Genomic DNA, 21,850 nt, shown 5'->3' with positions numbered 1-21,850 from the left:
CAACAAGGTTAAATTGTCGCCCAAAGATATTAAAAAGTAATGCTGTACACTCCTGTAGATGAGGTGTTGGATTTTTCTGCTTTCACATACTGCTTTACCCAACTCACAGAAGCTGAAACAACGCACGGATCAGAAATACCGCCCGAACGCCTTGCAGAACTTACATTTCCTGCTTTGTCGACCGTATAAGCGATACTGATGCTGCCACTTGCAGAACAGCTGTGAGAAGGTTGCGCACCGCCACGTCCCATGGTTCCGGGAATAAAACCGACCAGTTTTCTGTCGATGCCGATTTTACTGTCACCGTTACCTTCGCCGCCTAAAGGATCGCCAGAATTGCCTGGAGCAGTTGAGGTTCCCTGGGTGCCGGTTTTGGTTCCGCGACCTTTCAAAAGGTTTCCAATTGCCGCAGTTCCTTTGCCATCACCGGTTCCCGTATTTGCATTTGGAGTTGTTGCCTTTGCGGGATTTGTTTTTGCGGGAGTCACTTTCGCAGGAGTGTTTTTGGCAGGCATTTTTGCTTCCACTTTTACCACTTTCTCTACTTTTGGAGTTGAGATTTTCGTATTGGTTCCGGTAATTATTTTTTCTTTAACAATGGGCTTTGCCACTTCTTTCACCGGCTCTGGTTTTACTTCGGGAGTAACTTCGGTATTCGCTGCCAGGCTTCCTTCCTGGTTTGCAGGTTCCTCTACCTGAGCTCCTTCTTTATTGTCACCAAAATTGATGAGCATTGTCGTGATTTGTTCCGGTTTTTCGGTAATTTTAGTAAACTTATAGAAGAACATTCCCAAGAAAAGCAACAGCGAAATAAGAACCGTAATGACTGCGCTTCTTCTTCTGTCTTTTTCTTCGTTTTTTTTATGCTGAATGATATAATCCATTTTTTAAGGAATTCTTTTCGAAAGAATGAACCGCTTATTTTTCCTGAGTGGTTGCGATTGCTAAATTAAACTGATGATTTTCTGCAATTCCCATTACGAAAACAACATCTTTGTGTTTGGTGTTTTCATCTGCCCGGATGGTGAAAGATGGTCTCTCTTCCCCTTTCAAAGTGTTGACCAAATAGTTTTCCAGCTGTTCTTTTGGGATTTCCTTATCATTTACAAAATACCTGCCGTCTTCTTTAATCGTCACGACTGATGGATCCTGAGTGCTCGGATTGCTGGTATCGGCTGTTGGCAGTTTTACTTCAATAGCGCTTTGGCTGATAGCAGAACTGGTAATCATAAAGAAAATCAACAACAGGAAAATAATATCTGTCATCGACGCCATGCTGAACTCGGCATTGACTCTGTTTCTTCTTTTCAACTCCATTACAGCGGGGTATTTAAAGTATCCAGAAAGTCATTCACATGGGTTTGAATTTTTAAAACCAAACGGTCGACATTGGTTACTAAGATGTTATAGAAAAAGTAAGCAGGAATGCCGATAAACAAACCAACAGCTGTAGTTGCCATTGCTGTATAAATCCCGGATGCCAACAGTTTTGGACTTACCGCGCCGGTTACATTTGAGATTTCAAAAAACGCCATTATCATCCCGACTACCGTTCCCAGGAATCCCAACATCGGAGCTGCACCGGAAGCGGAGGCTAAAATATTGAGGTTTTTTTCCAGTTTCGAAACTTCTAACTGACCTTGGTTTTGCATCGCATTGGAAATATCGGAAATAGGTCTCCCGATTCTGGCTAACCCTTTTTCAATCATTCTTGCTTCCGGAGAATCGATGGTTTTACAGTAATCAATCGCGGTTGTGATTTTGCCTTCCTGCACGAAATCTTTAATATTTTCTAAAAAGTTAGGCGTTTGCTTGGACGCTCTTTTAATGAAAAAATATCTTTCCAGGAAGATATAAAGCGCCAAAATTCCCAACAGAAAAATAGAAATCATAATAATATTCCCGATGAATCCTCCTCCGAAAAGAATTTCCCAAAGTGAAAAAACATGTGTTTCTGTCGTGGTATTGATGATTGGCGTTGGAGTTTGTAAAAACATATGTTTGTTTTGATTTTAAAATTGAACGTCAAAATTACCTTAATATTACAGGATTTAAGGTAATTATTTTATTAGTGTGAAACAAAAAAAGAACTAATCTTCTTCTACAACGATTTCGTCCTGCTTGAAATTGCATTTCAATTTAAACGGAATTGGCTGCTGGGAACCGGTGTAGAAATCGGTAATTTTTCCTTCCCAGAAAAGCTCAAGTTCGTCAGATGAATTATTTTTAAAGGTGAGTTTACTGTCTCCAAGGAAAGCATCTTCATCGTCGAAGAGATCTACCGCTGTGAAATTATCTGCGTCTGAATCACTAATTTCGAAATATTTTTCAACGAGTTCTGCATCTTCTATCGGGAAGTCGAAAACATTCATTGAAACTTGCGGGAAATTATACTGCAAAGAATCATCGTCTACATGATCCAAAGAATCATCGGTAATGATTTCTACTTCCAAAAAATGTTGAGTATTGCTGTAAACCGCTTTGCAATAGGTGTTCTGGATGTGGTATTTAAGGGTTTCATCCGGATGATAGATTTTTAAAATCCCTTTCATTTCTATAAGGAAAAAATTGAGTTAAATAATTGATCAGCGAAACTGACAGAGCAAAGATAAAAAATAGATTGATTGCGCAAAATTATTTATTGTAAATTTCATTTTTCGGTTTGCGGTTGAAATCAGAGGAATCCTGTCCGGGTAAATGAATTGAACTTTTGCCACGCATTTTTAAATAAATCTAGGATTTCTAATTTTTAAAAGTAAAAGGGAATGCTTTCAACAACGCTTTTCGTGAATTGGTGGCTTTATTCACGTCATTAATTTCATTTCATTTGGTCTTGAGTTAAATTTATAATAGCTAAACTTTAAACAAAAAACTTAATTTAGCATCTTCAAAATATAAAAAATGAAAAACTTAATATACACTGCTTTTTTTGGCGCAGTTTTCCTGACCGGATTTACAGGTTGCAAGAAATCAGACTCTCCGTTAACCAAAGTCACTCCAATGGAAGTTGATTCTATTGCGGCCGATTATTATGAACAATATTTAAAACTTTACCCTTTAGAAGCTACTTCCCAAGGAGATTTGCGTTATAACGACCAGCTGCCGATCAATATTGACAAAGACTTTATTTCTGGTGAAATTTCTTTCTACAATTCGGTACAGAATCAATTAAAAAAACTGGATTACAAGTCGCTGAGTGATGATGATAAAACGGTTTATGATGTACTCGATTATACTTTAAAAGACAAAATCGAGCGGTATGCCTATCATCCGGAATACATTCCTTTTACTCAGTTTGGCGGATTGCCCCTCGACTTTCCATTATTAGGAAGTGGCGAAGGAAGTCAACCCTTTAAAACAGAAAAAGATTATGAGGACTGGCTGAAGAGAATGGAAAAATTCCCCGAATGGATGGACACTGCAGAAGGAAATTTCCGCGAAGGCATTAAAAACAGTTTCGTTTTACCGAAAAAACTTGTCGTGAAAATGATTCCCCAAATGAAAGCCGAAGAATTGACAAGTTCTGATTTCGATAAAAATATTTTCTTCGGACCTGTAAAAAATTTCCCGAAAAAATTCAGCAGTGCGCAAAAACAAAAACTAACTGCATTGTACAAAGACGTAATCTCTAAAAAAATAATTCCGGCCTATACCAAAATGGCAGCTTTTCTGGAAACCGAATATTTGCCCAAAGCAAGAAATACCGATGGGATAAATGCGTTGCCAAAAGGAAATGAGATTTACACCTACTACACCAAGAGTTGGACTACCACAACAAAAACACCGGAGGAAATCAATAAAATCGGTTTAGAACAAGTGGCAATGCTCCGCACAGAAATGGAGAAAGTAAAACAGGAACTGGGTTTTACCGGAACGTTGGAGGAATTCATCACTCACGTAAAATCTGATCCCAAAGCAATGCCTTACAAAACCGAAAAAGAAGTCATCGCTGCGTTCAACCACATTTTAGCTAAGATTACTCCAAAATTAAAAAACATGTTTGGGGTAACACCAGTAACGCCATTTGAAATTCGCCAAACCGAAAAATTCAGGGAAGCTACTGCAAGTGCAGAATATATTCAGGGAACCCCAGACGGAAAACGGCCGGGAATTTTTTATATCCCGATCCCCGATCCTACAAAATTCAATGTGACTTCCGGGATGGAATCCTTATTTCTTCACGAAGCAATTCCGGGACATCATTACCAGATTTCGTTACAGCAGGAAAACACCCATCTTCCAAAATTCATGCGGTTTGGTTGGTTCGGTGCTTATGGCGAAGGTTGGGCGCATTATTGTGAAACACTGGGACCAGAATTTGGGCTCTACACCGATCCTTATCAGAAAATGGGATATTTGAGCGATCAGATGTTGCGCGCTGTGCGGCTGGTAGTCGATACCGGAATCCATAGCGGAACCATGAACCGTGAAGAAGCTATTAAATATTTTCTGACGAACATCTCCTACGACGAAGCAGGTGCAACCGCAGAAGTAGAGCGATATATGGCCATGCCGGGACAGGCTTTAGGCTATAAAATTGGCTCGCTGAAAATCCGTGAACTGCGGGATTTATATCAGGAAAAATTGGGAAGTAAATTCAGTTTAGCCAAATTTCATGACGAGGTTTTAAATCAAGGTTGTCTGCCTTTGGATGTACTCGATCGGAAAATGCAAAACTGGGCAAAAAAACAGTAAAAATTTTTATTAAATAATCAGATTAAATCCGTTGAATTGTTCAACGGATTTGTTTTTATGCTGACAGTATCTGCAATTAGCACAGTGTTTTAAGTGAATTCTGAAATCGAAACAGAAAGGGTTTTATTCTATAAAGAAAGTTAAAATAGTTTAAGGCAATAGTAAATAAATGAGTATTTTTACCAGTTAAAATTCAACTTATATGAAAGCCAATTTTCCTCAAATTCCAATCTCGTTGAAAGAGAATGTTCTGGAGAATGTTCTGCAAAAAACACCTTTTGGATTTTCACTGGTAAATGAGGATTATGTCTTCGAATTTGCAAATGATGAATGGCTTAATATTGTTCAGAAAACGAGGCAGGAAGTATTGGGAAAGAAAATGTTCGATATTTTTCCTGAAACTGAAATTCAGCTGCTTTCCATCTTTGATCATGTAAAAAAAAACAAAGAGCCGTTTTACTCCCCTGAGCACAGTATAAAACTAAAGCGTGCGGGCGTTTTACAGGATGTTTTTTTCAATTTTGTCTATCAACCTATTTACAGCGAGTGCGGTGAATTGCAGTGCTTTGCAATAGTGGCGATAGAAGTAACAGGTTTGGTAGGCATCCGGAACAAAATAAAAGACGAGGAAGAAAGGCTGCGATTGGCAACCGAAAGCTCACATACAGCGACCTGGGATTTAAACTTGAAAAATTCCGAAATTATTCATTCATCTTACCTCTCTCAAATTTTCGGATATGAAAATGATGATGAAATCAGTCATCTTAAATTAAGAACACATCTTGTAGAATATGACCGGATAAATATTGTAGATAAAGCTTTTCAACGTGCTTTGAAAACGGGTAAATATCAATATGAAGCCAGAATAATCGATAAAAAAGGAAATTTAAAATGGGTTTTTACCAACGGTAAAATATTCCCGGACGAAAAAGGCCAACCGGCCAGAATGCTTGGCGTAATGCAGGATATTACCGAAAGAAAAAACAATGAAATACTGCTACAGGAAAGCCATCATCAATTAAATACCGCTCTGGATGCTACCAAATTAGGCAAATTCGATATGGATTATGAAACGCAGCAAAAATATAATTTTTCTCCCCGGTTTTTATCCATTTTAGGATATGATGCCGATACAGAAACAATTGATTCTAAAGTTTTTGAAAGTCATATTCACCCAAAATATCTGAAAATTCGTGCCGCAGCTTTGAAGCAGGCAAAAGAAACCGGCGACCTTTTTTATCAAACAAAAATAATTCTGCGGGAAGGACAGGTGAAATGGATCGAAATATACGGCAGGCTTTTAGAAAGTTACAAAGGCAGTAAACCTTATATTTCGGGCACCATGCGGGACATTACAGACCTTAAGGAGTTTGAAAGCAGCATTAAAGAAAGCGAGAAAAAATACCGTTTCCTCGCAGATGCCATTCCCCAAATTGTCTGGATTGGCGAAAGCGACGGCCGGCTCACTTATTTTAACCAGGCCACCATGGATTATTCCGGCAAAAACTACAATACCTTTCTGGAAGAAGACGGTTGGCTAAGTATTGTACATCCCGATGAAAGAGCTGAAAATCAGAGACTTTGGATGAAAAGCGTCACTACAAAAACGCCCTTTACCTATGAGCACCGATTTTTAGGTAAAAACGGTGAATACCGGTGGTTTTTAAGCAGGGCAACACCGCAGCTGGATGAAATGGGAAATGTAAAGAAATGGGTGGGAACCAGCACCGATATTGATGAAATGAAGCGGCTTGATCAGCATAAAAATGATTTCATTAAAATTGCCAATCACGAATTGAAAACGCCGGTCACCACCATAAAAGGCTACGTGCAACTGCTCAAGAAAATGCGCGGCGATTCCGAAGATAAATTTCTGGTCAACTCTTTAAATACCATCGAAAATCAAATCAACAAGCTTAATCAGTTAATGGGCGAGCTTTTGGATATTTCCCGTATCGAATCCGGGCAGCTTCCTTTACATAAAGGCGATTTTTCGCTGGTAAAACTGGTGACAGAAACCATAGAAGACATCAAGGCTGCCGACCAAAGTCATCAGATTAATTTTGAACTGAGCCATACGTCAGATGTCGAAGTATTTGCAGATAAAGACCGGATTACACAGGTTTTAAATAATCTTCTGACCAACGCAATCAAATATTCCCCTAATAAAAAAGAGGTACATGTGAAACTTTTCATTGATGGAAAGTGTGCGGTAGTTTCTGTCGAAGACTTTGGAATCGGCATGAACGAAGAGGAATTAAGTAAAATCTTCGAGCGTTTTTATCGCGTTTCCGGTAAGGATGAAGTTACTTTCCCGGGTTTTGGCATCGGATTATTCATTGTAAAAGATATTTTGGATCGCCACCACGGAAAAATCTGGGTCGAAAGTGAAAAAAACAAAGGCAGTAAATTTTACTTCTCATTGCCTCTTTTCAAAAATTAAATAAATTATGAAGATATTAATAGTTGATGACAATAAGGATATATGCCAGCTTATCGAAAGCATTTTGCTTGCTGATGGTTACGATATTCAATCATGCTGCAATCCTTCAGAGTTCCATGAAAAATTAAAACATGCTAAGCCTGAACTAATTATTACCGACATGCTCATGTCTGGTTTTGATGGGCGAACTTTAACCAAAGACATAAAAAACAATTCCGAAACTGCAGATATAAAAGTGATGCTAATGTCTGCTCATCCCGATGCAGCGCTGATCTCCAAAGAGATAGGCGCTGATGATTTTCTGGCTAAACCTTTTGAGATAGACGATTTGGTCGATAAAGTAGAGCGTCTTTTAAATTAAAACCACTCCCTGAATTTTAGAAATTCACGCTGAGAAAATTTATTCAAATAACATTTTCGTAATAAAATCATTTTCCTTATTTCCTCTTGCCGGTGAATATTCGCGGCCGTAGAAAATGATTTGCAGGTGCAATTTATTCCAGATTTCGCGGGGGAATAATTTTTTCGCGTCTTTCTCCGTTTCTATCACGTTTTTTCCGGAAGTTAATTTCCACTGAATCATCAACCGGTGAATATGCGTATCAACCGGAAAAGCAGGAACACCAAAAGCCTGACTCATCACCACAGACGCCGTTTTATGGCCGACGCCGGGAAGATTTTCCAGTTCTTCAAAAGTCTGCGGCACGATTCCATCATGTCTTTCCACCAGAAGTTCAGCCATTTTTTTTAAATTTTTAGCTTTTGTATTGGCTAAACCGATTTCTTTAATTAAATATTTAATTTCATCAACTTCTAATTCTTTCATTTTAAAAGGATCGCCCGCAACTTCGAAAAGTTTTGGCGAGATCTGATTCACTTTTTTATCCGTTGTCTGAGCGGAGAGCGCGACTGCAACCAATAAAGTAAACGGATCACTGTGGTCGAGCGGAATGGGAACGATGGGATATAATTTTTCCAGTTCTGTCATCACTATTTCTGCTCTTTGCTTTTTCGTCATTTTAATTCTAAATTTGAACAAAATTAAACATTATGTTGAAAGTAGGCGATCAATTACCAGAATTCGAAAGTATCAATCAGGACGGTGAAACGGTAAAGTCATCCGATTTTTCCGGAAAAAAACTTATCCTATTTTTTTACCCAAAAGCAAATACGCCTGGCTGTACCGCAGAAGCGTGTGATTTAAACGATAATTTTTCACAACTTAAAAAAGAAGGGTACCAATTATTAGGCGTTTCTGCAGATCCTGTAAAAGCCCAAAAGAAATTCCATGAAAAATTTGGATTTCAGTATCCATTACTCGCCGATGAAAATAAGGAAGTCATCGAGAAATTTGGTGTTTGGCAACTGAAGAAATTCATGGGCAAAGAATTCATGGGAATCGTCCGTACCACATTTATTTTTGATGAAAAAGGAATCTGCACGCTCGTTATCGAAAAGGTAAAAACCAAGGAAGCTGCGAAACAGATTCTTGAAACCGTTTAAATTAAAACAAAAACTTTCGCCACGAATGCACGAATTCTCTTTATCCGTGCATTCGTGGCAATTTTTACATCAACATTCGCTGTGCTTTTTTCACGCCTTCTGCCAAAATATCGATTTCTTCAAAAGTATTATAAACCGCGAAACTCGCACGAACCGTACCGGCAATATTGAAAAATTTCATAATCGGTTGTGTACAGTGGTGACCGGTTCTCACCGCGACGCCGAGTTTGTCCAGAATCATTCCGACGTCGGAAGCAATACCGATTCCTTCCAGATTGAAAGAAACCACGCCGGTTCTATTGGCTTTTTCGCCGTAAATTTTTAAACCTTCAATTTCCAGTAATTTTTTCTGAGCGTAATCCAGCAACGCATTTTCATGGGTCTGAATATGTTCATGACCGAGAGTTTCCATGAAGTCAATGGCCGCGCCTAAAGCGATATTCCCGCCAACATTCGGGGTTCCGGCTTCAAATTTAAAAGGCAGATCGGCGTAAGTCGTTTCTTCAAAAGAACACGTTGCAATCATTTCACCGCCACCATGAAAAGGTTGAATTTTTCTAAGGATTTCTTCTTTTCCGTACAGAATTCCCGTTCCCATCGGCGCATACATTTTATGTCCGGAGAACACAAAAAAATCACAGTCCATTTTTTGGACATCGATTTTAAAATGCGGAACAGATTGGGCGCCATCAATCACAACCATCGCGTTTGAATTTGCTCTGGTTTTTGCGATAATTTCTTCGATAGGATTGATCACGCCCAAAGCATTGGAAACCTGGTTAAGAGAAACAATCTTCGTTCTTTCACTCAAATTTTTATCTAAAAAATCGAGCTGAAGAATTCCGTTTTCGTCCATTGGAATTACTTTCAGTTTCGCGCCGGTTCTTTCACACAACATTTGCCACGGAACGATATTCGAGTGGTGTTCAAGATAAGAGATAATGATCTCGTCATCTTTCTTAACCAAATTCGTTAAAGCATAGGCGATAAGGTTGATTCCTTCGGTAGTTCCTTTGGTAAAAATAACTTCAAAATCATGTTTAGCATTAATGAATTTCTGAACTTTTCTTCGGGAAACCTCCATCTCTTCCGTCGCTAACTGGCTCAAAGTATGAATTCCGCGATGTACATTCGCGTTAATGGTAGAATAATACTTTTCCCAACTTTCGATAACGGAAACCGGCTTCTGAGAAGTAGCGCCGTTATCGAGATAAACCAAAGGTTTGCCGTTAACGGTTTGAGTGAGAATAGGAAACTGACTGCGAATATTTTGGATGTCGAACATGATGCTTATTTAGAATGCTTCAAATTTACGGAAATTTAATTTGAATAATCTTTATATTTAAGAGTAAAGAGAATAGAAAAAAGAATAAAGACGATAGCAAAATCCTAAAATTTCTGCCGCTTAAAAACGCAACTTTTTAAATAAATGATCTGCAAATCGCTTTAAAAAAATGCGACAGATAGTTTTGATCTTCCCCTTTGCTAAGTGAAATCGAAGATTCGACGAAGTCAAACGCCTTTGCGATGCTAAATTATTAAACAGAATGCTTGATAAAACTTTGCGTCTTTGCGTTAAAATATTCTCCCAGCATAAAAGTTATCAATCAAAGTTTTTTACCACTTCATTCACATAAAACTCAACTTGTACTGGTCTTCCTTTTTCATCAAAAGTTTCCCTTTTATCCATTCCTGTGCGTACAATTACCATTTGCTTTTCCGGAATCACAATGATATACTGGCCATATAATCCGCGGAAATAATAATGCTTAACCACAGCGTCATTGTTGATCCAAAGTCCTGAGCCATAAGCTTCACCGGATAATTTGGTCGGCGTCCGCATCTTTTCAATAAAGTCTGAATTAAGGATTTGTTTCCCACCAAATTCACCATCATTTAAAAATAACTGTCCAAGTTTTGCAAAGTCTCTCGCATTGGAATTGATGCAGCAGAACGTTTTTTCCATACCGAAATCATCGGTATTCCAGGTGGCGTTCTGTTCCATTCCGAGCGGTTGCCATAAATTTTCCGAAGCATATTGCGCAACAGTTTTATCGATCGATTTTCTCAGGGCAAAACCCAGAAGTTGCGTTGCACCAGACTGATATTCGAATTGTGTTCCGGGTTGATTTTTAAAGTCGCGAAGAAAAACGGCTTCTTCCAAAGACTTTCCATAATAGGCTTTTGCGTTGGGCAGAAAAGGATTGTTATAATCTTCTTTCCAGTTCAAACCGGCTTCCATTTCAGCTAAATTAGCGAGCGTTAACGATTTCCCGAATTTTATATTATTATAATTCTGAAAAAAATTGGAGAATTTTTCATCAAAACTTTTGATCTTTTTCTGTTCGATGGCTTTACCCACAAGCATCACCGTTATACCTTTCGCCATAGAAAAAGAATTAGTTTGTGAGTTTTGATTATAACCGTCCCAATATTCTTCGTGAACTAATTTCCCGTTTTTAATGATGAGAAAAGAAGCTGTTTTTGATTGTTTTAAATCTTCAACGAGACTTTTCGGTAAAGGCTTTTTATTGTAGAGCGAATCTTTCACCCAGGGAGCTGAATTTCCTTTTGCAATCGTGTGAGACTTGAAATAAGCTCCGTCATCAATGGAAGAACCGGTTTCACCGCGCAGATAAGTTTCACGGATACCTTTGAATAAATAATCGTATCCAAAAGTATAGGCAAGCGCAATCAAAACTGCAAAAAAGATAAGAATACCTTTCAGGATTTTTTGTAACATATCGGGAGTTTAATGACAAATTTAATGTTAATTATCTTTAAAATAAAAAAGTCCCGGATTGCTCCGGAACTTCTCATTAAAAATATTTTTAAAGACTTAAATCTTAGAAAGTAAATTTCTGAAATTCGTTTTCTCGTCAATGATTCTTCGCAAATCAGCAACAGCAACTCTTTCCTGTTTCATGGTATCTCTATCCCGCAAAGTCACGGTGTTGTCGGTTAAAGAATCGTGGTCGATTGTAATACAGAAAGGCGTTCCGATTGCATCTTGCCTTCTGTAACGTTTTCCGATGCTGTCTTTATCTTCGTAGATCATGTTGAAATCATATTTCAGATCATTGAAGATTTTTTCGCCGTATTCGCCTAAACCGTCTTTTTTCATTAAAGGTAAGATCGCTGCTTTTACCGGAGCCAAAGCCGGAGGAAGTGAAAGAACTGTTCTTTCTGAACCATCTTCTAAAACCTCATCTTTCAGACAGTTGGAGAAAATTGCCAGGAACAAACGGTCTAAACCTACCGAAGTTTCTACCACATAAGGAACGTAATTTTCATTTCTTTCCGCATCGAAATACTGTAATTTACGGCCAGAATGTTTTTCGTGCGCACTCAAATCGAAATCGGTTCTGGAGTGAATTCCTTCCAGTTCTTTAAATCCAAACGGAAATTTAAATTCGATATCTGAAGCAGCATTTGCGTAATGTGCCAGTTTTTCGTGATCGTGAAATTTATAATTCTCAGCGCCTAAACCTAATGCCAAATGCCAGTTCAAACGTTTCTGCTTCCATTCTTCATAGTAACCCAGTTCGGTTCCCGGCGGCACAAAAAACTGCATCTCCATCTGTTCGAATTCCCTCATTCTGAAAATAAACTGTCTCGCAACGATTTCATTTCTAAAGGCTTTCCCGATTTGGGCAATTCCGAAAGGCAATTTGTGTCGCGACGTTTTCTGAACATTTAGGAAGTTGACGAAAATCCCCTGTGCCGTTTCCGGTCTCAAATATAAATCGGTCGCAGAATCCGCAGATGCGCCTAATTTTGTTCCGAACATTAAGTTGAATTGCCGAACATCCGTCCAGTTTTTTGAACCGGTATCAGGATCAGCAATTTCTAATTCTTCGATTAAAGATTTTACGTCGGCAAGATCTTCTTTTTCAAGAGATTGTGCCATTCTCGAAAGAATAGTTTTTTGTTTTTCCCGATATTCTAAAACGCGTGGATTCGTGCTTTCAAATTCATTTTTATCAAAAGCTTCACCAAATCTTTTGGCCGCTTTATCGATTTCTTTTTGTGCTTTATCTTCCAGTTTTGCACAGTAATCCTCTATTAAAACATCAGCTCTGAAACGTTTTTTCGAATCTTTATTGTCAATCAAAGGATCATTAAAAGCATCAACGTGGCCAGAAGCTTTCCAAATCGTGGGATGCATAAAAATCGCGGTATCAATGCCCACAATATTATCATTTAACTGCACCATCGCTTTCCACCAGTACTGTTTGATGTTGTTTTTCAGTTCCACTCCATTTTGTCCGTAATCGTAAATCGCCGAAAGACCGTCATAAATTTCACTGGAAGGGAAAATAAAACCATATTCTTTCGCGTGCGAAATCAATTTTTTGAAAACATCTTCTTGTTTTGCCATCGTTTTTAGAATTTATGCAAAAATAGGGAATTTAATACGGATTATAAATGACAAAAGAGACAGAAGTTACATCTGTCTCTCTATCTATTTTTAAAGTGATTTTTTTTAGAAATTATAGCTCAAAGCCAAACCATTTCCGGCACTTTCTAATTTGAAATACGGTTGAAAAGCCGTTGTTCCGCCGTTTTCAAGTTCAATTGCTTTTTTAGCATTTTTATCCGCTGCAAGAGCGAACGGGATTCCTATCCCAATTAACCCAACTCCCGTACCAATGAGACTCCAGGCGGTTGAATAGTCCGGCTTTACCTTGTAAGGATCGCCAAACATATTATAAACTGTTTTTGTATTTGCCTGCGCAATCATCTCAGCGATACCCAAGCCGAGTGAAAATCCTCCGGTGTAAGCAAAAATTTCACCGGCCGTTTTATTGGTTCGTGCTTTTTTGAAATAATCTCTGGCTTCAGAATTTTGAAAAACCTGCTCATACTGAGAGAACTTGTATTTTGTTCCGTCTTTGACTAATCGGTTTTTCTCCATACTTACCTGAGAAAATGCAGTTTGAAAACAAATTGATAAACCCAACAATAGAATTTTTTTCATGAAATTTTTTTGCTAAAATAGAAATTATTTTCATTGTGGTCAATTACTTTCAATCCTTTTAATTTGATTAAATTTGTCAAACTTTTCTCCCATGTACAAATCTTTTATCCGTCCGGTTCTCTTCAAATTCGATCCTGAAAAAGTTCATTATTTTACTTTTTCATTATTAAAGAATTTCCCTTTTCTCACCAAAATATTTCTTCCAAAACCTATCGAGGACAAAAGACTTGAACGGGAAGTTTTCGGTTTGAAGTTTAAAAATCCAGTTGGGTTGGCCGCCGGTTTTGATAAGGATGCGAAAATGTTCAACGAACTTTCCGATCTTGGATTTGGTTTTGTAGAAATCGGAACATTAACGCCGAAACCACAGGAGGGAAATCCAAAAAAAAGACTGTTCCGACTGAAAGAAGATTCTGCGATCATCAACCGGATGGGTTTTAATAACGGCGGAGTAGATGCAGCGGTGGAACGTTTAAAAAAAAATAAAAACGTGCTCATCGGCGGAAATATCGGTAAAAATAAAGTTACGCCCAATGAAGATGCCGCAAATGATTATATCATTTGTTTCGAAAAATTATTTCCGGTTGTCGATTATTTCGTGGTGAATGTGAGTTCGCCGAATACGCCCAATCTTCGGGAACTTCAGGATAAAGAACCTTTAACAAAGTTACTCGGCACGCTGCAGGCATTAAATTCAAAAAAGGAAAAACCGAAACCGATTCTTTTGAAAATCGCACCGGATTTAAGCGATGACCAACTTTTAGATATTATCGATATCGTGAAAGAAACTCAGATCGCCGGAGTCATTGCGACGAACACGACCCTTTCGCGCGAGAATTTAATTTCAGAAAATAAGAAAGAAAACGGGGGCCTTTCCGGAAAACCTTTAACAAAACGCTCGACTGAAGTCATCAGGTTTCTCTCTGAAAAAAGTGAAAAAGCTTTTCCCATTATCGGAGTTGGAGGAATTCATTCTGCGGAAGATGCTTTAGAGAAATTAGAAGCCGGCGCCAGTTTGGTGCAATTGTATACAGGATTTATTTATGAAGGACCGGAATTGATTCATGAAATTAATCAAAAGATTTTGGAGAAAATGTAAGCACTGTTAGAGCTTTAAGCTCTAACAGCGCTCTCCATCAAATGAAAAAATTCACCACCGTATAAATAATCAAACCGACTAAACCGCCGACTAAAGTTCCATTTACGCGGATAAACTGCAGATCTTTCCCCACTTCCAGTTCCAGTTTTTTACTCAAGTCTTTTCCTTCCCATTTTCCGACGGTAGAACTGATTAATGCGCCGAACTGATGCGTATTTTTCAGGATGTATTTGTAAGCGGTCACGCGAATCCAATGGTCAATTTTATTTTGAAAAACTTCATCAGTCTGTAGATTTTGGGAAAGTTCAGTCAGGTTTTTTCTGATGTAATTTTTCAAAGCCGAATTTTCTTCTTCCAGCTCTTTCATTAAAGATTTTTTGATGGAATTCCAAATGTCGGTGGAATACTGCAAGATTTTTTCATCTTTTAGAAAGTCATTTTTAACGTTTCGGAATTCTGAAACCCATTTGTCTTCCGTTTTAATTTCTTTGGAAAAAGAATAGAGTTTCTGCGTGATTTCGTGTCGTAGAGAATGATTTTGGTCGAGTTCAACTTCTTCGAAAAATTTTGAAAGTCCACTGGTAATTTTGTCGGCAATATTATTATCAACAAACTTCGGAATCAAAAAATAACTCTCACTTTTTACCCGTTCTTTCACCATTTCCTGGTTATTCAGGACATATTCTTTGATTTGTTTGGATAAATTGGTGATGAATCTTTGATGGTCTTTTTTGTCGAGAATATATTCAAGTCCGTTGCCGATGATTTCATTGATCTTTAAATCCTCAGCCATTTCTTTCGCCTTTTTGCCAATGAAATTGACGACTTCGGTATCGTCGAGTTTATTTAAAATATTCAGAATGATACCCGAAACTTCCTTCATTAAATTTTCCTGATTGCGCTCCTTGGAAAGCCAGTCTCCCACAAAATGTGAAACCTTGATTTTCTGAATATAAGGGCGGATATTTTGGGGTGAAAGAAAATTATCAACCACGAAATTTCCGAGATTATCGCCAATTCTTTCTTTGCTGTTTTCAATTAAATTGGTGTGCGGAATTTTAATCCCAAGTGGATAGTTAAAAAGTGCGGTAACCGCGAACCAATCAGCCAAAGCTCCCACCATTGCCGCTTCTGAGAACGCACGGATATAGCCGATCCAATGGTCAGGATTTTTCTTTTCCAAAATCGTCATCATCACAAAAATAATGGCCATCAAAACGAAGAGTCCGGTGGCAAACATTTTGTACTTTCTTAGCTGTATCTTTTTTTCTGTATCATTCATTGTTTCAAATGTACTAAATTTGACTCGCAAAACTTAAATTGATTCAGTTTCACAAAAAATTTATTGTAAAATTTATGAAAATTATATTGTCGATATTAGTTTGCCTTTCGCTGCAAATGTGTTCTCAAGTTAAACAACCCGAAAAATCTACCTCAATGGAAAATTCAACTACAAAAAACAATCCATACTATTCCCGGACAGACCGTACCAAACTGAACGTCCCCAATTCTGAGTGGAAAAAAATACTGCCGGCTGATGTATATGCTGTTGCCCGCGAAGCTGCGACCGAAAGACCCGGCACAGGAAAATATAATGTGTATGATGAAAAAGGCGACTATTACTGCGCAGTTTGCGGAAATCATCTGTTTCGTTCAGATGCCAAATTTGCGTCTACTTGCGGCTGGCCAAGTTTCTTCGAAGCCGATAAAGAAGGCACGGCTTACAAAAGAGATTCCAGCTACGGAATGGAAAGAACTGAAGTTTTATGCAAAAGGTGCGATTCTCATTTAGGTCATGTTTTCAATGACGGCCCGGCCCCGACAGGAACGCGGTACTGCATGAATTCTGTCAGTTTGGAATTTGTGGGAGATAGTGAAAAAGCAGCAAAGTAAGAATCACGTTATTTACCACAGATCATGTTAGAATATTTTTATACTTGCCCATACTGTTGGGAAGAAATTTCTGCGCTTTTGGATCCCTCGGTTTCCAATCAAACCTATATCGAAGATTGTGAAGTTTGCTGTAATCCGATAGAATTGCACGTGCGTTTTGAAAACGATGAATTGGTAGGCTTTGATGCTGTGAATATTGAGCAGTAAATTCTGAGCAAAAAGCATGAATTGATATGATCTATTCTGAAAAGAAATAAATCTTAGAAAGCAAAAACCCCGACGAAAGCCGAGGTTTTTTATTTAAAAAAAGCGAAAATTTAAGCTTTTTCTAATTCTACGGTAAAGTGTCTTAGGATTTCAGATTCCCAAACAATGTTGTATCCTTTTTTAATTTCATCTCTTCGGTCGTAAACGTTTTTGATCGCCACCGCAATATAATCCATATGGTTATTAGTATATGTTCTACGAGGAATTGCCAGCCGAACCAACTCTAATTTTGGATAACGGTTTTCACGTGTTTCCGGATCGCGGTCGGCCAATAAAGTCCCGATTTCTACGGTTCTGATTCCGGCTTCTTTGTAAATTTCGTTCGCTAATGTTTGTGCCGGATATTCTTCTCTCGGAACATCAGGTAAAAATCCGAGAGCATCGATGAAAACTGCATGGCCGCCAATTGGTTTCTGCACCGGAATCCCGAATTCTATTAATTTATTTCCCAGATATTCTACTTGCGAAATACGGCTTTCCAGATATTCAAATTCAGTGGCTTCATTCAAACCAACGGCCAGAGCGGCCATGTCTCTTCCTGCCATTCCGCCATAGGTAATAAACCCTTCAAAAATAATGGTGAAATTCGATGCTTTCTTGAAAATCTCAGCATCATTCAAAGCGATAAATCCACCAATGTTTACCAGGCCATCTTTTTTAGAGCTCATGGTCATTCCCACTCCGTAAGAAAATGCTTCTTTTGCAATTTCTTTAATGGTTCTGTTTTCCTGCCCTTTTTCTCTCATTTTAATGAAATAAGCATTCTCCGCAAATCTCGCAGAATCGAAATAGATTGGAATTCCATAACGGTCTGAAAGTTCTTTTACGGCTTTCATGTTTTCTAAGGAAACCGGTTGTCCGCCTGAAGAATTACACGTAATGGTAATTAAACAAAATGGAATTTTTTCTTTTGGATACCTTTTATAAACGTTTTCTAATTTCTGCAAATCAATATTTCCTTTGAAAGGATGAGGATTTTCAATGTCAAAAGCTTCGTCAATGGTACAATCAACAGCGTGTGCTTTTCTGATTTCAATATGCCCTTTTGTGGTGTCGAAATGGGAATTTCCTGGGACAATATCACCATCTTTTACCAAAACAGAAAACAAAACATTTTCTGCGGCCCGTCCCTGATGTGTCGGAAGTAAATATTGATAACCTGTGATATTCTGAACGGTTTCGTGCAGTTTGTCAAAACTTCGGGAGCCTGCATAACTTTCGTCACCGGTCATCATTGCTCCCCATTGCTGGTCGCTCATTGCGCCAGTTCCGGAGTCGGTTAACAGGTCGATAAAAACCTGGGAAGATTTTAAATTAAATAAATTGAAGTTGGCTTTCTTTAGCCATTCTTCTCTTTCTTGTTTTGTTGATTGGCGAATTTCTTCAACCATTTTTATTCTAAAGGGTTCTGCGTAAGGAAGTTTCATAAAGTTGTAAACAATTGGTAATGAGTAATTTAAAATAAATCTAATCAAAGAACGAAAAGTCGGTTCATTGATTATTACTGATTACCAATCATTCCGGCGCTTTAAAAACATTATCATCAGAATGGAAACCGGCCACTCCCCCACTCACGGCAAACTTCATTGCCTGCGCGGCAGTTACATTTTCTAAAGTAACAATATTGCTTGCCAAAACGAAAACTACCCAGCCAGAAACTGCGTAAGAATGCGGCAGATACACCGAAACATAATTAGGAAAGCCTACGGATGAAAGATCACTTTGGGTCAAAAAACCGATGCGCCAAACATCAGGATTATCTGAGGTTTTGATGAGCACGGGTTGATTGAATTTTTTTTTATCGCCTACGAAAGAGGTCATCACGTCTTTCAGGGAAGTGTAGATGAATTTAATTCCGGGCGTATGTTCCAGGATATAATCGAATGTATCGACCACAACACGACCGATTATAAATTTGCTTCCCAGATAACCGATTAAAGTGGTCGAGAAAATAACGATCAGAAAAGTGATTCCCGGATAAAACTGTTGGGATATTGCCGGGATGATATTATCAATACTTGAAACGATATACCAAATGATCCAAATCGTTAAGGCAAACGGTCCTATAATTAATAAACCCTGAAAAAAGGATTTTGCGAAAGTATTCAGTATCTGTTCAAATCGTTGTTTGGGTATCATGCGCGGTGCTGGTAATCATTAGAAAATTATGATGTAAAAATAGGTAAATTTTTAATGGGTTTTCCTAAAAATATTAACCGTGAATGGTTTCTTTTTTACCATAAGATTTAATGATTTCTGCTTCATAATCGAGCCATTCTTCCCAACGCTGATTTACCTTTTCAACGTCCCCCAACTGTCTTGCAAAACCAATAAAGGTAGTATAATGTCCGGCTTCAGAAATCATCAGATCTTTATAGAATGTTTTGAGTTCTTCATCTTTAATATTCTCTGTCAAAACCCTAAACCGTTCACAACTTCTGGCTTCAATCATGGCAGCAAAAAGCATTCTGTCGATAATATATTCCTTGCGGGTTCCCTGAACAATGAATTTGAACAGCTGTCCTACATAATCATCTTTGCGTTCCCGGCCGAATTCATAACCGCGCTTTTTAATAATCTCATGAACCATTTGAAAATGTTCCAATTCTTCCTGTGCAATTTTCAAAAGCTCCGTAACGATTTCAGGGTATTCCGGGCACATGGTGATGATTGTAATCGCATTCGTAGTGGCTTTCTGCTCACACCAGGCATGATCGGTAAGGATCTCCTCTAAATTTCCTTCTGCAATATTTGCCCATCGGGGATCAGTCAAGAGTCTCAGTTTAAACATGGATTGAATTTTTGCGTAAATTTAATGAATAAAAAATAGTGCATTAAATTATTTATAATTATTAAAAAATAAACTTAATTAAATTTTAACTGAAGTTAATTCTTAAATATGGCACAAATGTTGAATTATCAACAATAACATTAAAAAACAAACTATTATGAACACCGTATCTTTAAAAAACCAACTCAACAAATTCGGAATTCTGATGCTTACTTTCTTCTTTAGTGCATTAGCTTTTGCACAGGAAGCTACAAAAACGCCTAATATGGACGTGAATGTCACCACCACTAAAACAACCACAACTGAACAATGGTATACCAATCCGATCTATTGGATTATCGGAGGACTGTTCGTTATTATCCTTATAGCGATCATTGCAAGAGGCAACGGTAGAAGAGATTAGTTTTCCTTATCTGTAAAATCAATTGACTGTTTCGGTGTTAGACCGAAGCAGTTTTTTTTCGTAAAAATTCAAGAATTCTCCAGCCAACAGTGTCCAGTTTTTTTAATCCTTTGGCAATAACAACGGCCAACAAAATATTGACCCCAAATATGACGGCTACCAAAATCCACCATGGCAAATATTCTTTCAGCGGAACAACCAGAAAATAAATAAGTGAGGAGCTCATTCCCTGTGCGAAATAAAAGAAAATAGCGTTTTGTCCGATATAAGTCAGGAAGTTGTTTTTTTCAATTTTCAGTCGGTTGTATAAAACAAACAGGGTTAATAACGAAAAACTGGCCCAGAAAACATACAGTAATTTCGGTGGAAATTTCGCTTTATTCATTTTCAAAAATAATTCTTCACCATAATTCCAAAATAGAAAAGCCAAAATAAGAAGTAAAATTCCATATAAAAAAGGAAACACTTTGGATGGGATTTTCTTTCCTTTGAATTGATGAGCAATTAAGAATATTCCTAAATATAATGCCACATAGCCAACTTGTCCCGATGGATAATAGTGCGGAAATACATTAAAAATTAAAGTTAAGCCCAAACAAATTCCAATAAACCAATTGATATGTTTTGGAAAAAATCTCAGAATTAAAACACCAAGTACCGTTAAAATAAAATATACTTTTAAATACCAAAAACTGCCCATCACCACCGGAAAAGTATCCGCATTGGTATATTGATGAAGATACCAGTTGCCAAGATTTTGCCATTGCGGAACATCAGAAATACTTTGCGGAACATATTTGGAGCCGAATGTGGAATAAAAATCTTTCATCCAATCTAAACCGAAGACATTTAAACCAAAAACTTTAAATAAATAGTCGAGAAAGAAAAGAAAAGTCACGAAAATCATATAGGTGATCTGCAGTTTCAGCAACCGATACAGCGTTTTTTCGATATTCGCCCCGGAAGTTAAACCACTTAATGCGTAAAATAAAGGAACATCTATGAGCAAAGACAGAACACGCACTTCTGTAGGGACATAGTATTGACCGGACCAAAATACGGTATGGATGAAAATGATGGCGAGCGTGGCGAAACCTTTCGCAAAATCAATGTATAAATCTCTTTTCATAGTTTATTTGAAAATCAAATTTAAATAAAAATAAGATCAAAAAATCTTTCTTATTTTAAAGGAAAGCGTTTAAGAAAGTTAAAAATTTAATTATCTGAATGTTATCTGTCAAAAATAAATGAAAATTGTTATTTTGATTGTGGATAACTCAGAAATATTTATTACTTTTGCACCTCGAATTAACTAACAAAATTTATAAACAATGTTTGCAATTGTAGAAATAGCAGGGCTTCAATATAAAGTTGAGCAAGACCAGAAGTTGTTTGTAAACCGTTTGAAAGGCGATAAAGGAGGAAAAGTTTCTTTCGATAAAGTTCTTTTAACTGTAAACGGTTCTACAACAATCGGCGCCCCAGCTGTAAGCGGTATCACTGTTGATGCTGTAATCCTGGACCACTTAAAAGCTGATAAAGTAATCATCTTCAAAAAGAAAAGAAGAAAAGGATACGAAAAGAAAAACGGTCACAGACAGTCTTTAACTCAAATTCAAATTACTGGAATCACTGGTTTCGACAGTAAGAAAGAAGAGAAAAAAGCTGCACCGAAAGCTAAAAAAGAAGCAGCAGTTTCAGAAGAAGCTCCCGTTGCTAAAAAAACAACGAAAAAATCAGACAGCGAAACCGCTGAATAATTTTAACCAAAAAAC

General features: G+C 37.7%; 23 protein-coding genes. 9 read left to right on the top strand and 14 right to left on the bottom strand.

Features of this window, described 5'->3' with window-relative positions:
- Positions 1-29 precede the first annotated feature (29 nt).
- The 4 genes from QF004_RS02355 to QF004_RS02340 form a co-directional block, all read right to left on the bottom strand.
- Positions 30-884, bottom strand: coding sequence for a ferric siderophore ABC transporter substrate-binding protein (locus QF004_RS02355; protein ID WP_307422302.1), 855 nt, complete (start codon positions 882-884; stop codon positions 30-32).
- A gap of 34 nt (positions 885-918) precedes the next feature.
- Entirely contained in the window at positions 919-1,317 is a 399-nt protein-coding gene (locus tag QF004_RS02350; RefSeq protein WP_307422300.1) for a biopolymer transporter ExbD, read from the bottom strand.
- A complete protein-coding gene (locus QF004_RS02345; RefSeq protein WP_307422299.1) occupies positions 1,317-1,997 on the bottom strand; it encodes a MotA/TolQ/ExbB proton channel family protein in 681 nt (226 codons plus the stop codon). Before QF004_RS02345 ends, QF004_RS02350 begins: the two co-directional genes overlap by 1 nt.
- A 93-nt stretch (positions 1,998-2,090) precedes the next feature.
- Complete coding sequence (locus QF004_RS02340; RefSeq protein ID WP_133439190.1) at positions 2,091-2,552, bottom strand: hypothetical protein; 462 nt, start codon at positions 2,550-2,552, stop codon at positions 2,091-2,093.
- Between the two features lie 349 nt (positions 2,553-2,901).
- Between QF004_RS02340 and QF004_RS02335 the strand changes: the two genes are divergently transcribed.
- The 3 genes from QF004_RS02335 (at position 2,902) to QF004_RS02325 (ending at position 7,499) form a co-directional block, all read left to right on the top strand.
- The gene (locus tag QF004_RS02335; protein WP_307422297.1) at positions 2,902-4,695 is read left to right on the top strand and encodes a DUF885 family protein; all 1,794 of its coding nucleotides are present in this window, start codon (positions 2,902-2,904) and stop codon (positions 4,693-4,695) included.
- A gap of 202 nt (positions 4,696-4,897) precedes the next feature.
- Positions 4,898-7,138: a PAS domain-containing sensor histidine kinase gene (locus QF004_RS02330; protein ID WP_307422295.1), complete on the top strand. Its 2,241-nt coding sequence runs from the start codon at positions 4,898-4,900 to the stop codon at positions 7,136-7,138.
- A gap of 7 nt (positions 7,139-7,145) precedes the next feature.
- The gene (locus QF004_RS02325) at positions 7,146-7,499 is read left to right on the top strand and encodes a PleD family two-component system response regulator (RefSeq protein ID WP_307422293.1); all 354 of its coding nucleotides are present in this window, start codon (positions 7,146-7,148) and stop codon (positions 7,497-7,499) included.
- Between the two features lie 39 nt (positions 7,500-7,538).
- Here the strand turns inward: QF004_RS02325 and nth are convergent, their stop codons facing one another.
- Positions 7,539-8,156 carry an endonuclease III gene (gene nth, locus QF004_RS02320; RefSeq protein WP_307422291.1) on the bottom strand — a complete coding sequence of 206 codons (618 nt, stop codon included), beginning with the start codon at positions 8,154-8,156 and terminating at the stop codon, positions 7,539-7,541.
- Positions 8,157-8,188: 32 nt separating this feature from the next.
- Between nth and bcp the strand changes: the two genes are divergently transcribed.
- Positions 8,189-8,641, top strand: coding sequence for a thioredoxin-dependent thiol peroxidase (gene bcp, locus QF004_RS02315; protein ID WP_307422289.1), 453 nt, complete (start codon positions 8,189-8,191; stop codon positions 8,639-8,641).
- A 64-nt stretch (positions 8,642-8,705) separates the two neighbouring features.
- On the opposite strand, the gene QF004_RS02310 is transcribed toward bcp, so the two are convergent.
- The 4 genes from QF004_RS02310 to QF004_RS02295 all read right to left on the bottom strand — a co-directional run bounded on the left by QF004_RS02310 (position 8,706) and on the right by QF004_RS02295 (position 13,622).
- Positions 8,706-9,926 (bottom strand): aminotransferase class V-fold PLP-dependent enzyme, encoded by a 1,221-nt coding sequence (locus QF004_RS02310; RefSeq protein WP_307422287.1) that lies wholly within the window; start codon positions 9,924-9,926, stop codon positions 8,706-8,708.
- 318 nt (positions 9,927-10,244) lie between these two features.
- On the bottom strand, positions 10,245-11,384 hold the full coding sequence (locus QF004_RS02305; RefSeq protein ID WP_307422285.1) for a serine hydrolase: 1,140 nt from the start codon (positions 11,382-11,384) through the stop codon (positions 10,245-10,247).
- 96 nt (positions 11,385-11,480) lie between these two features.
- The gene (locus tag QF004_RS02300; RefSeq protein WP_133439198.1) at positions 11,481-13,022 is read right to left on the bottom strand and encodes a glycine--tRNA ligase; all 1,542 of its coding nucleotides are present in this window, start codon (positions 13,020-13,022) and stop codon (positions 11,481-11,483) included.
- 105 nt (positions 13,023-13,127) lie between these two features.
- Positions 13,128-13,622, bottom strand: coding sequence for a hypothetical protein (locus tag QF004_RS02295; RefSeq protein WP_133439199.1), 495 nt, complete (start codon positions 13,620-13,622; stop codon positions 13,128-13,130).
- Between the two features lie 91 nt (positions 13,623-13,713).
- Here QF004_RS02295 and QF004_RS02290 point away from each other — a divergent pair, with 91 nt between their 5' ends.
- Positions 13,714-14,721, top strand: a complete 1,008-nt coding sequence (locus QF004_RS02290) for a quinone-dependent dihydroorotate dehydrogenase (protein ID WP_307422283.1) — start codon at positions 13,714-13,716, stop codon at positions 14,719-14,721.
- A gap of 37 nt (positions 14,722-14,758) precedes the next feature.
- Here the strand turns inward: QF004_RS02290 and QF004_RS02285 are convergent, their stop codons facing one another.
- On the bottom strand, positions 14,759-16,003 hold the full coding sequence (locus QF004_RS02285; protein WP_307422281.1) for a DUF445 domain-containing protein: 1,245 nt from the start codon (positions 16,001-16,003) through the stop codon (positions 14,759-14,761).
- Positions 16,004-16,119: 116 nt separating this feature from the next.
- On the opposite strand from QF004_RS02285, the gene msrB reads away from it, so the two are divergent.
- Together msrB and QF004_RS02275 are read left to right on the top strand one after the other, a co-directional pair.
- A complete protein-coding gene (msrB, locus tag QF004_RS02280) occupies positions 16,120-16,614 on the top strand; it encodes a peptide-methionine (R)-S-oxide reductase MsrB (RefSeq protein ID WP_373456875.1) in 495 nt (164 codons plus the stop codon).
- 24 nt (positions 16,615-16,638) lie between these two features.
- Positions 16,639-16,821 (top strand): CPXCG motif-containing cysteine-rich protein, encoded by a 183-nt coding sequence (locus tag QF004_RS02275; protein ID WP_307422277.1) that lies wholly within the window; start codon positions 16,639-16,641, stop codon positions 16,819-16,821.
- A gap of 110 nt (positions 16,822-16,931) precedes the next feature.
- On the opposite strand, the gene QF004_RS02270 is transcribed toward QF004_RS02275, so the two are convergent.
- From QF004_RS02270 to QF004_RS02260, 3 genes are all read right to left on the bottom strand, one after another.
- Positions 16,932-18,308 (bottom strand): tryptophanase, encoded by a 1,377-nt coding sequence (locus tag QF004_RS02270; protein ID WP_307422275.1) that lies wholly within the window; start codon positions 18,306-18,308, stop codon positions 16,932-16,934.
- 88 nt (positions 18,309-18,396) lie between these two features.
- Positions 18,397-19,020: a DUF502 domain-containing protein gene (locus QF004_RS02265; protein ID WP_133439204.1), complete on the bottom strand. Its 624-nt coding sequence runs from the start codon at positions 19,018-19,020 to the stop codon at positions 18,397-18,399.
- A gap of 73 nt (positions 19,021-19,093) precedes the next feature.
- The gene (locus QF004_RS02260) at positions 19,094-19,672 is read right to left on the bottom strand and encodes a tRNA-(ms[2]io[6]A)-hydroxylase (RefSeq protein WP_307422272.1); all 579 of its coding nucleotides are present in this window, start codon (positions 19,670-19,672) and stop codon (positions 19,094-19,096) included.
- Positions 19,673-19,829: 157 nt separating this feature from the next.
- On the opposite strand from QF004_RS02260, the gene QF004_RS02255 reads away from it, so the two are divergent.
- Positions 19,830-20,075 carry a hypothetical protein gene (locus tag QF004_RS02255; protein WP_133439206.1) on the top strand — a complete coding sequence of 82 codons (246 nt, stop codon included), beginning with the start codon at positions 19,830-19,832 and terminating at the stop codon, positions 20,073-20,075.
- A 37-nt stretch (positions 20,076-20,112) separates the two neighbouring features.
- Here QF004_RS02255 and QF004_RS02250 read toward each other — a convergent pair whose 3' ends face one another.
- On the bottom strand, positions 20,113-21,204 hold the full coding sequence (locus tag QF004_RS02250; RefSeq protein ID WP_307422269.1) for an acyltransferase family protein: 1,092 nt from the start codon (positions 21,202-21,204) through the stop codon (positions 20,113-20,115).
- A 202-nt stretch (positions 21,205-21,406) separates the two neighbouring features.
- Here QF004_RS02250 and rplU point away from each other — a divergent pair, with 202 nt between their 5' ends.
- On the top strand, positions 21,407-21,835 hold the full coding sequence (rplU, locus tag QF004_RS02245) for a 50S ribosomal protein L21 (RefSeq protein ID WP_133439209.1): 429 nt from the start codon (positions 21,407-21,409) through the stop codon (positions 21,833-21,835).
- Positions 21,836-21,850 lie beyond the last annotated feature (15 nt).

It is taken from the genome of Chryseobacterium sp. MDT2-18 (genome assembly GCF_030815285.1).
Classification (GTDB): domain Bacteria; phylum Bacteroidota; class Bacteroidia; order Flavobacteriales; family Weeksellaceae; genus Kaistella; species Kaistella salivictor.
The sequence above is the reverse complement of the archived record's forward strand: the minus strand, read 5'-3'. Positions and strand labels throughout refer to the sequence as shown.